The 12,461-nt window shown below is 68.4% G+C and carries 10 protein-coding genes; 9 read left to right on the top strand and 1 reads right to left on the bottom strand.

The genetic code is table 11. The annotated features are described in order from the left end of the window. Window positions 1–99 precede the first annotated feature (99 nt). The 8 genes from OG247_RS04460 (at window position 100) to OG247_RS04425 (ending at window position 10,365) form a co-directional block, all read left to right on the top strand. On the top strand, window positions 100–486 hold the full coding sequence (locus OG247_RS04460) for a hypothetical protein (protein WP_327250957.1): 387 nt from the start codon (window positions 100–102) through the stop codon (window positions 484–486). 339 nt (window positions 487–825) lie between these two features. Then, window positions 826–2,079, top strand: a complete 1,254-nt coding sequence (fxlM, locus tag OG247_RS04455; RefSeq protein ID WP_327250956.1) for a methyltransferase, FxLD system — start codon at window positions 826–828, stop codon at window positions 2,077–2,079. Between the two features lie 2 nt (window positions 2,080–2,081). Then, entirely contained in the window at window positions 2,082–2,258 is a 177-nt protein-coding gene (gene fxlA, locus OG247_RS04450; RefSeq protein ID WP_327250955.1) for an FxLD family lanthipeptide, read from the top strand. 225 nt (window positions 2,259–2,483) lie between these two features. After that, entirely contained in the window at window positions 2,484–5,357 is a 2,874-nt protein-coding gene (locus OG247_RS04445) for a lantibiotic dehydratase (RefSeq protein WP_327250954.1), read from the top strand. Continuing rightward, entirely contained in the window at window positions 5,354–6,535 is a 1,182-nt protein-coding gene (locus OG247_RS04440) for a lanthionine synthetase C family protein (protein WP_327250953.1), read from the top strand. The genes OG247_RS04445 and OG247_RS04440 overlap by 4 nt, the downstream gene beginning before the upstream one ends. An 81-nt stretch (window positions 6,536–6,616) precedes the next feature. After that, window positions 6,617–7,594: a thiopeptide-type bacteriocin biosynthesis protein gene (locus tag OG247_RS04435; protein WP_327250952.1), complete on the top strand. Its 978-nt coding sequence runs from the start codon at window positions 6,617–6,619 to the stop codon at window positions 7,592–7,594. Between the two features lie 1,252 nt (window positions 7,595–8,846). Next, window positions 8,847–9,032, top strand: coding sequence for a helix-turn-helix domain-containing protein (locus OG247_RS04430; protein WP_327257342.1), 186 nt, complete (start codon window positions 8,847–8,849; stop codon window positions 9,030–9,032). A 49-nt stretch (window positions 9,033–9,081) separates the two neighbouring features. Beyond that, complete coding sequence (locus OG247_RS04425) at window positions 9,082–10,365, top strand: tyrosine-type recombinase/integrase (protein ID WP_327250951.1); 1,284 nt, start codon at window positions 9,082–9,084, stop codon at window positions 10,363–10,365. Between the two features lie 720 nt (window positions 10,366–11,085). On the opposite strand, the gene OG247_RS04420 is transcribed toward OG247_RS04425, so the two are convergent. After that, the gene (locus OG247_RS04420; protein WP_327250950.1) at window positions 11,086–11,376 is read right to left on the bottom strand and encodes a hypothetical protein; all 291 of its coding nucleotides are present in this window, start codon (window positions 11,374–11,376) and stop codon (window positions 11,086–11,088) included. Between the two features lie 48 nt (window positions 11,377–11,424). Between OG247_RS04420 and OG247_RS04415 the strand changes: the two genes are divergently transcribed. Continuing rightward, on the top strand, window positions 11,425–12,441 hold the full coding sequence (locus OG247_RS04415; protein ID WP_327250949.1) for a nucleotide kinase domain-containing protein: 1,017 nt from the start codon (window positions 11,425–11,427) through the stop codon (window positions 12,439–12,441). The last annotated feature ends 20 nt before the right edge of the window (window positions 12,442–12,461 follow it).

The following is a 12,461-nucleotide window of genomic DNA, read 5'->3' as shown; positions in this document are numbered from 1 at the left end:
GGCTTGCATACTCTGCTGACCTCTCCACGGTACTCGCGGAGCGTGCTGGTGCGGTTACCTCTTCACAGACCCGAGCAGGCTGTGACGAGGGAGGCCCAGGTGACCACAGTTGCCCCCGATCAGAATGAACAGACCGACGTCGAGCACGACTTGTGCTCAGACGACCTTCCGGTTGACCTGGAGACGATCCGCCAGAGCATCACCCTGGCGAAGGCCCTCGGGCTGCTCGCGCCCCGGGCGGAGATCGACGAACTCGCCCTGCACATGCGGGCCCACTTGGCGCTGCTCCTGGCCGAGGACATCGGCGATGAGTCCCAGCTTCGGGAGTTCTACCGGCGCGGGTACCGGCTCCTGGAGAGCGCCCGCCGGGTGACCGGGGCGACAGCGAACTTCGTGGCGTGGGAACACCTGCAGCGGGTTACGTCGACCACCGAGAGCTGTGCCCGCCTGTGGGAGATCCGCCACCAGCACGCGGGCGCTGCGTGAGCGCGGTTGAGGATCAACCGAAACTGCCCGCGGGAGACCTGCGGTGATCCGCAGCGCAGCCGGACCGACGGAGTACCACCGGGCAGGGGCCCGGCTGGTCTCCTGGGGCCGTCGCGCCCAGCGGCGCATACCCGGGCCGTGAGGACGGTGTCCCGACCAGAGGGACCACACACGTGCCACGGCGCCTGGCCGTTCTCCGCGTACGACGCCCCGGTCGTTACCCCCACGGGTGCGGTCAGCTCGGGGGCCGCAGGGCCAAGCACGACTAGAAGCATCACCTCATCCGGAGCGCGAAGTTCGTCCGGATGCTCCAGGAACTGAACGACAGGGAGCCAGCACGTGACCGAAACCGTCGAAGAATCCACCGCGTCCGCCGAGGAGCTGCGTACCGCGATGACGGACCAGCTCGTCAGGGCGGGCACGATCCGCACCAAGCGGGTCGAGGCCGCGTTCCGGACCGTTCACCGTCACGCGTTCGCACCGGACGCACTGCTCGTTGAGGCATACACCGCCCACGAGGCCGTGCGTACGAAGAGGGACGAGTACGGCATCGCCACCAGCTCCGTCTCGGCCCCCGACATCCAGGCGATGATGTTGGAGCAGGCAGATCTCCAGGTGGGAATGAGGGTCGGCGAGATCGGCTCCGGCGGCTACAACGCTGCCTTGATGGCCGAGATCGTGGGGCCGAACGGATCGGTTGTCACGATCGACATCGACTCCTACGTGACCGACCGGGCGCGCACCTTGCTGAACGCGGCGGGCTACGGCTGGGTGGAGGTGTTCCTCGCCGACGCGGAGCACGGCTTGCCCGACCACGGGACGGTGGACCGGTGGATGGTTACCGTCGGCGCCTGGGACGTTCCCCCTGCGTGGACTGATCAGCTGGCAGAGGACGGGCGGTTGGTCGTGCCTCTGCGGATGCGCGGCCTGACCCGGTCGGTCGCCTTCGACCGCGATGGTGACCGTCTCGTCTCCCGGTCGGCGCAGGTGTGCGGGTTCGTCACCATGCAGGGTGAGGGGGAGCACGCGGAGCGTCTGCTGCTGATCCGGGGCAAGGAGATCGCCCTCCGCTTCGATGAGGGGTGGCCGGCCGACGCCGAGGCCCTCAACGGTGTGTTCGACACCGAGCGTGTGGAGACGTGGTCGGGGGTCAGCGTCGCGCGTACCGAGCCGTTCACCGGCCTCCAGATGTGGCTGGCGACCGCTCTGGACGGCTTCTGCCTGATGGCCGTGGACCCTGATCTGGACACCGGCCTCGTCGCCCCGCAGAACAAGCAGTCCTGCCTCGCGCTCCTCGATGGCGACTCCTTCGCCTACCTGACCATCCGCCGTGACGGGAACCGGGCCGAGTTCGGTGTGCACGGTTACGGCCCGCGCGCCGAGGCCGTGTCCGCGGCCCTGGTGGAGCAGATCCGGACGTGGGATCGCGACCACCGGCAGGACGAGCCGGTGATCTACGCCTACCCGATCAGCACCCCCGAGACCGACCTGCCCGCCGGGCGCGTCATCACGAAGCGGCACCGCCGCATCGTCATCTCCTGGCCCCACGAGGGCCAGGCCGACCACCGCACCATCAACGACAAGGAGAACTGATCATGACCCACCAGATCGAACAGGCCACCACCAAGCTCGGCGAATTCAACCTCGACCTGCGCGTGGTCGAGTCCGCCACCCCGGTCGCGAACCTCCTGCGTGCCACCGACGACGGCTGTGGCTCGTCCTGCGGCGGCTCCAGCACCGCGTGCGCCTCCTTCACCGGCGACCCTTCCTGACCCGGTCCGCCACGAGGTGGCCGAGCCCTCACCGCCGGCCGCGGTGAGGGACGGCAGCTGATCTATCCCGCCGCCGGGCACACGGTCGTGTGCCCGGCGGCGTCACGAGGACACCACGACGACAACGGGGGGCACGGGACTATGGCGGGTCGAGGACGGCTGTACCGGGCTGCGGAGGTTGTGCTGGTTCGGGCGACCACCCACCCTGGGCACTGGGTGCCGGCGGTGGACGTGGACCTGACGGGTCCGGGCGGAGTCGAGCGGGGCCGGGGCTGGCTGGCGGCCGTCCACGCCCACGAGCAGTTCCGTGAGGCGTTGGAGGCGGCGAGCCCGGTCTTGGTCGCGCAGACCGCTGCGGTTCTGGCTGCTGACGGTCCGGACGGGCGGGACGTTCGACGGCTGGTGCACTCCACCGCCGCCTACCTGCTGCGCTGGCAGGGTCGGGCGACGCCGTTCGGGTACTTCGCGGGGACCGCTCCCGCCCGCGTCGGTCCCGACCCACAGGCGGACTGGGGGACGGAGCATCGGGTGGTGTTGCGGCCGGAAGCCGACTGGCTCGGTGCCGTGGGCGACCAGTTGGTGGACCGGCCCGAGGTTCTGGAAGGGCTCCTCGTGGTGGTGAATCCGGCCGCCGTCGTCCGGGGAGGGCGCGTCGTCGCCCCGGGCCGGGCGCCGGCCGAGGGCCTGGCACCCCTGGAGGTGTCGGTGGCGGCCACCGGGCCCGTCCGGACCGTGCTGGACGCCGCCCAGGTCCCGGCCGTTTTCTCCGATGTCGCCAAGTCCGTCGCCGCCGCCTTCCCCGATGCCGACGCCGCCTCGGTCCAGGCTCTCCTCGCACAGCTGGTGGACAGCGGCGTCCTGCTGTCCTCGCTGGACGCGGTGGCCACCGACCCCGAACCCGTCGCCGTCCTGCGTGCGGTATTGGGCGGCCCTGCCGTCCACCACGAGCCGCTCCTGGCTCCGACGGAGAAGTCCGCCGGAGGTGTCTCGCCCACCTGGCCGGACACGGTGCTCACCGCCCAGGTCACGATCCCCGCCAACGTCCTGTCCGAGGCGGAGAATGCCGCCTCCGCCTTGCTGCGGCTCTCCCCGTACCCGTTCGGCGCCCCGACCTGGCGCGACTATCACCAGCGGTTCCGGAAGACGTATGGCCACGGCGCGGTCGTGCCAGTTATGGACCTGGTCGCGGACTCCGGGCTCGGGTTACCGTCTGGCTATCTCGGCGCCGCCCACCCGTCGCCGGCCCGGAACCTCTCCGCCCGCGACGAGAGGTTCCTCGCGCTCGCCCAACAGGCCGCGCTCGACCGGGCCCGTGAAGTCGTCCTCACCGAGGAGCTTCTCGCCTCGCTCGCCGTGGTCGGGGGCGCCGACTTGGTGCCGCCGCCGTGCGTGGAGCTGGCCTTCCACCTCCACGCCGACAACGCCGAGGCTGTGCGGCGAGGCCGGTTCGAGGTGTGGGCGGCGTCCGCTGCCCGCCCGTCGTCGTCCATGGCCGGACGCTTCACCGATCTCCTGCCCGAGGATGACCGCGACGCGTGGATTGCGGCGCTGGCCGGTCCGCCCGGACCGCTCCCCGCGCAGCTGCTGTTCCCGGCACGCAGGCGCCGCAGCGGCAATGTGGTCCGTACCCCGGCCGCGACCGGCAACACCATTGCCCTCGGCTGGCCCGACCGCGGCCCCGGCAACATCCCGCTCGCCGAGCTCGCCGTCACCTGCGACGCCCGGCACCTGTACCTGATCTGGTCCTCCACCGGCCAGGTGGTGGAGCCGCGCGTCCTTCACGCACTGGAGCCGGCCGTCATGACGCCGCCCCTGGCCCGCTTCCTGGCCGAACTCGCCGGGGCCCGCCGCACCGCATGGCGGCTGCCGGACTGGGGCGCGGCCTCCCGTCTTCCCTACCTCCCCCGGCTGCGGCACGGGCGCGCGGTGCTGGCCCCGGCACGCTGGCTCCTGGCCGGCACTGCCCTGCCCGGCCCGGCAGCTGCCCCCACCCTCTGGGAGAAGGAGTTCGAGCAGTGGCGGTCCCGCCGCGACGTCCCGCCCTGCGTGCTCTTGGTCGAAGGCGAGATGCGTCTGCCGCTCGACCTTGACGTACCCCTGCACCGGGACCTGTTGCGTGCACGCCTGACCAGGACGGGAGAGGTGGCACTGCGGGAGGCACCTGCCCCGGCAGACGGGTTCATGGGCCGTGCCCACGAGTTCCTCACCGTCTTACACGCCGCCGAACCGGCCCCGGTCCCGCGGCGCTGGTCCACCGTCGCGGCGACGGCCCCGGAGCAGCCTGGCCTCTCCCGCACGGTCTGCGCCCACCTGCACGGGCACCCGGGGAGGCAGGACGAGATCCTCACCGAGCACCTGCCCCGGCTGCTGGCCGGATGGAATCCGGCGCCCCTCTGGTGGTTCACCCGCCACCACGACAGCAGCCACCCCGAACGTGACCGCCCCCTGACCTTCACCATGCATGTCGACGAGGGCGGGTTCGGACCGGCAGCCGCCCGCCTCGGCAAATGGGCCGACGGACTGCGTCGCCAGGGCATGGCCGCCCGGCTCGACCTGGCCGCCTACCAGAGCCAGGACGGCCGGTACGGGTACGGACCCGCTCGCGCCGCAGCCGAAGGGGTGTTCGCGGCCGACAGCGCCGCCGCCCTCGCGCAGATCACGTACGCCACCCACACCGGTATCCCCGCCGAGGCGCTCACCGCTGCCTCCCTCACCGACCTTGCCACCGCCTTCGCCCCCACTCCGGCCGAGGGCTGGTCCTGGCTGTCCGCCAACCTGCCGCGCGAGTCCGGCCCGGTGGACGCCGTCCTGGTGCGGCAGACACTCGCGCTGGCCGACCCCGACACGTCGCGCCACGAAGCCGGCGCCCGCCCGCTCCTGGCCGCGTGGACGGCCCGCGCCGCCGCTCTCACCTCCTACCGCTGGGCTCTGGACGGTCAGCGCGAAGACCCGCTGACCGTCCTGCGGTCGCTCCTTCACCTCCACCACGTGCGTGCTCTCGGCGGTGGCCCCGACCGCGAGGCGCTCACCCTCCGCCTCGCCCGCACCGCTGCCCTCGCCCACACCCACCGCACCGATCGCCGCCGAGGTCGCTCATGAACGCCACCACTGTCCTCGCGACCCGGTACGGCCGCCGTCTTCAGACCCCTGACCCGGCCGCGGACCCGGCGCTGGGCCAGTCCCTGAGCCAGGGAGCAGCCGGAATCGCGCTCTGGCACGTGGAAAACGCACGGTGCGGTGCCGGGTCGTGGGAGCCGGTGAAGGCGTGGCTCGCGGCAGGGGCCCGCGCCGACGTGACGGCCACCGACTCCGCCTGTCTCTCCTACGGGGCGCCGGCCCTCGCGTTCGTCCTGCACGCCGCCGGGGCCGACGGCACCGCGCGTGACCGTCTCGACGCCGCGACCGCAGCCCTGGCCCACCGTCGCGTGGCAGCCGGCCGGGCTCGTATCCGGTCCGGTGCCCTCCCGGCCTTCGCCGAGTACGACCTCCTGCACGGTCTGACCGGTATCGGCCTCCACCTCCTCCACCACGCCCCCGGTGATGACGCACTCGCCGCCGTCCTCAGCTACCTCGTCGCCCTCACCCGCCCGGTGACCGTGCACGGCGAACAGACGCCGGGCTGGTGGTGCGTCCACGACCCCGCCCGCCACTACACGCCGGGCGGACACGCGAACTTCGGGATGGCCCACGGCATCACCGGCCCCCTCGCTCTCCTCGCCCAAGCGGCGCGCCGGGGAATTCTCGTGGAAGGCCAGATGGAGGCCGTCTCCACCTTGACGGACTGGTTCGACCGGTGGCGTCAGGAAGGAGAGGGCGGCCCGTGGTGGCCAGAGACGATCACGCGAGCCGAGATGGCGACCGGCCGCCCATCTGGCTCCGGTTCCGGCCGTCCATCGTGGTGCTACGGCATCCCGGGCATCTCCCGCGCTCTTCAACTCGCCGCCCTGGCCACGGCTGACACCGGCCGTCAGGAGGCGGCCGAGAACGCACTGGCCGCTTGCCTCGCCGACGCCGGCCAGCTCGGCCGGATCACCAGTACGGGCCTGTGTCACGGCATGGCCGGACTGTTCCAGACCGTCTGGAGGACTGCCCAGGACGCCCGCACGCCCGACCTGTCCGTCGCCGCAGACAGGCTCGGCACCGTTCTCATGGGTCAGCGCGCCGAGAGCGACCCCGGACTCCTAGAAGGAGCAGCCGGACAGGCCCTCGCCCTGGCCACTGCCGCACGAGGCCGACCGCCCGCCTCTGGCTGGGACGCGTACCTCCTCATCAGCTGACCCTCGACCGGCGCGGGTGGCTGACGCCACCTGTGCCGACCACACCTGTCTCGTCCCCTTCCCCGGAGAGGATCCATCCCGATGACCACCCTGCACGTCCCCGAGCAGACCGAGAGGGCAGTCCTCGCGGTGCTGGCCGGGCAGTCCGTCGCCGCAGCTGCCATCCACGCCGGGATCGATGCCGAAGAACTCGGCGACGCCACCGCCCTGTACCGGGCCGCAGGGCAAGCCGCGCTCGCCGAGCAGGTCGCCAGTCGCGACTGGCACCAGTCCCGCGTCGAGTTCGCGGACTTCGACCGGGCCGAGGACATCGCCGCCCACCACCTTGCCCCCCGTCTACGTCCCCTGGAGGACTCCGGCCTGCTCGCTGCCTGGTGGTTCATCCGTAAGGCACCCTGCTGGCGGCTGCGACTCCTACCCGCCGCTGGTGCTGATCCCGGCCACCTCCACGAGGCCTTGTCCGAAGTCCTCGGATCCCTTGTTCAGTCCGCCGAAGTCCTGCGTTGGTGGCCCACCGTCTACGAACCGGAAGTTACGGCCTTCGGCGGGCGCGAAGGCATCGACATCGCCCACGGTCTCTTCCACGCAGACTCGCGCCACTTCCTCGAACGCACTCACCACGTCCCCGGCCTCGGGCGGCGTGAGACGTCGCTTCTGCTGGTCACGGCAATGCTGCGGTCAGCCGGGCTCGATTGGTTCGAACAAGGAGATGTCTGGGACCGGGTCTCTCGGCTACGCCCCCTGCCCGGCGACGTCACCCCCGGCAACCTGGCCCAGACAGCCAGAGGCGTTCACCGTCTCCTGAGCCTCGACACCCGACCGCTGACGGCTGGTGGAGGGGCGATGGAGGCCATCGCCCCGTGGCTCGCCGCCTTCGAAGCCGCAGGCCAGGGCATCGCGCACGCCGCACAGAGCGGCAACCTCCAGCGTGGCCCCCGCCGCGTACTGACGCACCATGTGATCTTCCACTGGAACCGACACGGCCTGTCCGCCCGCACTCAGGGAGTCCTCGCCCACGCCGCCCGCGCCGCGATCCTGGCTCCCACCGCAACCAGCTGACCAGTGGCAGGTGCGGAGGAGTCGCGTCGATAACTCAGCAGGCCGGGCTGACCCATGGCGTCGTCTGCTCGCGCTGAGCTTCCGGCGTCTGATCAAGGCCGTTGGATACGACCTGCACGTCACGGACTTCGACGCCGTCTGCGCCACGCCCAACCACGACATTGCGCGGTACTTCGAGCAGATGGGGCCGCGAGGTCCTGTCACTCAGCTGGCCTGGCCGGGCGAAAAGCTGGACCCGACTTACTGGGCAGCGGCAGCTGATCGCACCACCTAAAACTTGCCGTGGGCCAGCACCATCCGGTGTCGCTCCTCGTGACGGGGCCTACGCCCAGTACGAACAGCCCAAGGATTCCCTGGTTCCGAGGGTGTCGGAGAGCCGGTCTCGAACCGGCCGACGGCTGATGAGCGCCGGAGGACTTGGTTATCCGGTCAGCGATGTAGGTGCTCCTGATGAACCCGATCAGGGCCCAGGCGCAATGGACCGCCCCCGCGCACGGAGTCGGCCCTGAGGATGCAGACCACGACTCGACGGCCGAGTGGTGGATCGAGTGGATGATCCATCTGCCCAGCTGCAACGCGCTGAGGGTGCGGGGTGTTCGCTGGCTGGCGCCCAGTATCGCCGTGCACTTGGCCGTCCTTCCCGATCGGCGACCAGCCCTTTGGATATCGAGGCTGGCGGCTCCATTTCTGTAGCCCAAGGTCCACGAAGGGGAAGTCGTTCCGGTACCGGCCTTGCCGCGCAGGTGGTACGCGGTCTGCCGTTGAGGGGCGGTCGATGAATCGAATGTGATCGGGTACAGCTCGGCCGGGTGAAGGCCCGGACGTGGGTGAATGCCGCAATGGTGGCTGTTGTCCGTTGGCGTTCCCTGTGCCGGAACCAAGTCGAACATTCCCAGTTCGCTGGTGGCAGACGAAAAGGCACGCGACAGGTGTGGAGACCTTGCCGCAATCCATGTCAACGTACTGACCTGCCCAAAAGGTGGTGGTCATAACGTTGGTCTATGGGGGGCAGTAGCCGGTCGGGCCATGTGAAGCGGTTGTAGGTCATGCCGTCCGGATCGACCAGGCTGAATGAAGGCGGAGCGGTGTGGCCGTTCAGTGAGCGTATATCAGCTGATCCAGGAATTCGGAAATCTCGAATTCTCTGCAAGATTGGTCCCGTCGCACCTGCTGCACCCGGTGAGACGATTGCGTGGGTCTCATCGCCTCCGGCTTTCGTGGGTGTGAGGAATATGTTCTTGGAGAGGGGAAAATGTTGGCGCGCGGAGGGAGCTACGTTTTGCTTACATCGGCTGAAGTCGCTGATTGGTTGAAGGTCAGTGAGGTAACGGTGAAGAACAAGCATCGGGCGTGGGGGCTCAGGTCGCAAAAGGTTGGGCGTCTGTTGCGCTTTCGTGAGCGCGACGTTGTGGACTACCTCGACCGAATGTACGGGTGAGAACTGATTTATCGGACGGCATGGCTAGAGAGAAATTTGGGGCGCTAGCTTGGCAGCGGTTTTTCAGAAGTGCAAGGAAGAGGCTCGGAGCAAGAACTATCCGTGCGGAGGGGTAAGATGTGGTCACCCTTGGACTGTCCGGTATAGGGAGCCTGGTGGCCGCAGTGGACGCCAACGTGAGGAGACCTTCGAGAAGAAGGGAACGGCGGACGCATTCGCGGCGAAGATCGAACGTGAAAAGGACCTTGGAACCTACATAGAGCCGCTCGGATTCATGACGCCACTCGTAGAGGTGTACCGGGAGTTCATTGCCTCTGGTGAGCGCGTCAATGGAACGCGCTATCAGTACGAGACAAGCCTTCGTCTGCACGTCAGGCCGTACTTCCAGAACAAGCCGATCGGCGCGGTCAAGCCCAAGGACCTCACCACCTGGCTCCGGTGGATGGTCGAGGAGCGCGGCTACGAACCGAGTACAGCTGTAAACCGGTACGAGACGCTCAGTGGCGTATTCAGCTTCGCCGTCGCCAACGACTACATCGTCAAGAATCCTTGTCGGCACGTACAGGCCGGCCGTAGGAGGGCGAAGCGGAGGGTCAAGAAGACGATCCACCTGCCCACGCTGGAAGAGATCGCTACCATTGCAGCCCACTTGCCCGGACCGTACCAGCTCCTGGTGTGGCTGATGGCTGGATGCGGGCTGCGCATCGGCGAGGCCAGCGCGGTGTGCCTCCAGCAGATCGACTTTGAGGCCGGGGTCATCTACGTGGACAGGCAGATTACCCAGGATGGCGAGAACGAACAGCCTAAGACCCGTCGCCAGAAGGCTGCCACTAAGGGACGGGGCCGAGCACACTGCATCCGCCACCTGAAGTGGCGCGACCAGGATGAAGGACGGGCCGTCCCTATCCCGGGAACCATCGTGGAGAGGATCCGGCAGCACGTCGAGCAGCACGGAACCTACCGGGTCCCGACGGGCTTGAATCGGATCGAGGGCGACTACCTGTTTTCGAACGTGGGTGGCACCAACATCCTCATGTACTCGCTCGTGGACCGGCTCTGGCGGAAGGCCAAGGCTGCTGCCGGGATCACCCGGAAGATCACCCCCCACTGGCTCAGGCACTTCTTCGCCTCGGCTGGACTGTCCAAGGGCGTGCCGGTGACGGACATGGCCGAGTGGCTCGGACACCGAGATCCCAAGATCACCTACCAGACCTACGCCCACGTGATGCCGGACGCGCCGCAACGCTTGCGCACGGTAATGGACTCGGTGTTCACCCTCGAATCGGAGCTGACTCTCCCCCTGTCGTTCGAGGCGCTCGCCGAGGCTGCCTAACGGGGAGCGGCATCTTCGTGCGACGCAGGCCGCGCTCTACTCACAGGACGTCAGTGAGGCCTTCTCGGCGATACAGCGCGATCGGCTCGAGCAGCGGCTTGCGGTGTTGTGTCGCGGCGAGCAGGTGGCCCGGCGGCTCCGTCGGCGGCTTCTCGGGGTCCGGCGGCCGGGTTGCGTGGTCGCGGAGGTGGTGGAACTTCGGCAGCTCGGAGGCGACGATGCCGAGGTGGGGGAGTGGGGCCCGCAGACTTCACTCGCCGGCGACGTAGCGGTGGCGGTTGGCTCGCCTCGCGGCGACATTGAGGAGGTACAGGCTGAGGGCGGCCCGCCGCGGGCGCCGGGCCGGCTGCCGTCGGGTACGGGGACGACGGCATCGGCTTCTCGGCCCTGGGTCCGGTGGGCAGTGGCGCACGCTCCCCGAGCAGTTCCGACGTTCAGTCTTCCCGGCTGTGGCAGACCTCCTGGCGTTCGCCAACCAGGGCCTGTAGAGGGGGCGGGGTGTGGGCCAAGCAGCTCTGGAAGGAGCGTACTCTCCGTGCCGCAGAACTCGTGGGCTCCACCTGAGAGGCCCGCAAATACCGCATGATTGTACGAAGTTGAGGGTGTCGGAAGCGGCCTGCGCGGCGACCAGCTCGGCCTGAGTCGCTTCAAGTCCGGCCTGCTCACTGCGCCGCGCGGGCCTGCCAGATTCGGGCGCGTGACTTGGAAGGGTGTCGTTCGTTAAGGCTGGATGACGCGGCGTGGTCCAGGGGTGCGTACGACAGGGAGATCGTCGCGATTGCCGTCGCCGTCGAGCGCGTCGGCTGGCAGTAGGCGGTAACGGTGCAGGATGCCCGCCAACTGCTCGGGCTCGACATCGATTGCAGTCACCAATGCGGCCAGCAGCTCGGCACGAGAGGTTCGCTCACCTGCTGCCGCAGCGGCACGTACCAGTAGGTTCAGTCTGGTGTCGACGACACCAGGCCAGCTCACCGAAGTCACCTGGCGATGCTGTTGGCGCAGCAATTCCATAGCTCCCCCTCGGTGACAGTCAACACATATCGAATATATATTGCGCCCATGGTGATGCTGCTGCAAGACCGTCAGACCTCCGGCCCTGCCGAGACGGCCCCTAGGGTGGTGCGTGTTTCAGGGCGGGTGCTGCAGCCGACACCGGTGTTCGACACGTATTGGCGCTTCGCCTCGGCGCGGCAGGAGGTCTACGAGGGACGGCTTGTCGGCCGACCTCAGCCTTGGACTCACGACCCGATCCTGTCGCAGTACCGCTTCACCAACTGCTACCGGGCTGCCGACCGCGTCAGCCAGACATTGATCGCCGACGTGATCTACCAGGGTTCTCAGGAATGGGAGGAGGTCTTCTTCCGGACCTTGCTGTTCAAGGTGTTCAACAAGGAATCAACCTGGCAGCTACTGACCCGAGAACTCGGCGAAGTGCGTTGGGATGTCTACGACTACGGAGCCTACGACCGAGTCCTGTCGGGAGCGTTCGCCAAGAGCCAGCGGCTCTACTCCGCCGCATACATCGTGCCTCCGCCGCAGCTGGGGGAGAGGCGTAAGCATCTCAACCACTTGAGGCTGTTGGAGATGATGATGGCGACGCGGGCAGCAGAGCGCGTCCTGGGTGCAGCGACGATGCGCGAGGTGTATGAGGTGCTGCTCTCCTACCCGGCACTCGGGCCCTTCCTTGCCTATCAGTTCACCATCGACCTCAACTATGCCTCCGAGATGCCCTTCTCGGAGATGGACTTCGTCATGCCGGGCCCGGGTGCGCGCGACGGGATCCGCAAGTGCTTCGGTCGTTCGGCCGACGGCATTGAGGCCGACGTAATCCGTTACATGGCTGACTCGCAGCAGGAGCACTTCACCCGTCTGGGGCTTCCTTTCGATGGATTGAAAGGACGCCCCCTGCAGCTGATTGACTGCCAGAACCTCTTCTGCGAAGTCGACAAGTATGCCCGAGTTGCGCACCCCGAGATCGCAGGCATCAGCGGACGTAGCCGTATCAAGCAGTCATACCGCCATGATGTCGCCCCGCTGCGCGCCTGGTTCCCGCCGAAGTGGGGCCTGGTCGGCTGAGAGCCTGAACTCAGCCGACC

This window comes from Streptomyces sp. NBC_01244 (assembly GCF_035987325.1).
Classification (GTDB): Bacteria; Actinomycetota; Actinomycetes; order Streptomycetales; family Streptomycetaceae; genus Streptomyces.
Note: the sequence above shows the minus strand (reverse complement) of the source record. Positions and strands in the feature narration are given on the sequence as shown.

What these genes read in the sequence shown, in the direction of transcription:
- fxlA (WP_327250955.1), top strand. Translation starts at nt 2,082, where the DNA reads ATGACCCACCAGATCGAACAGGCCACCACCAAGCTCGGCGAATTCAAC.
- OG247_RS04420 (WP_327250950.1), bottom strand. Translation starts at nt 11,376, where the DNA reads ATGGAATTGCTGCGCCAACAGCATCGCCAGGTGACTTCGGTGAGCTGG.
- OG247_RS04440 (WP_327250953.1), top strand. Translation starts at nt 5,354, where the DNA reads ATGAACGCCACCACTGTCCTCGCGACCCGGTACGGCCGCCGTCTTCAG.
- OG247_RS04415 (WP_327250949.1), top strand. Translation starts at nt 11,425, where the DNA reads ATGGTGATGCTGCTGCAAGACCGTCAGACCTCCGGCCCTGCCGAGACG.
- OG247_RS04430 (WP_327257342.1), top strand. Translation starts at nt 8,847, where the DNA reads ATGTTGGCGCGCGGAGGGAGCTACGTTTTGCTTACATCGGCTGAAGTC.
- OG247_RS04435 (WP_327250952.1), top strand. Translation starts at nt 6,617, where the DNA reads ATGACCACCCTGCACGTCCCCGAGCAGACCGAGAGGGCAGTCCTCGCG.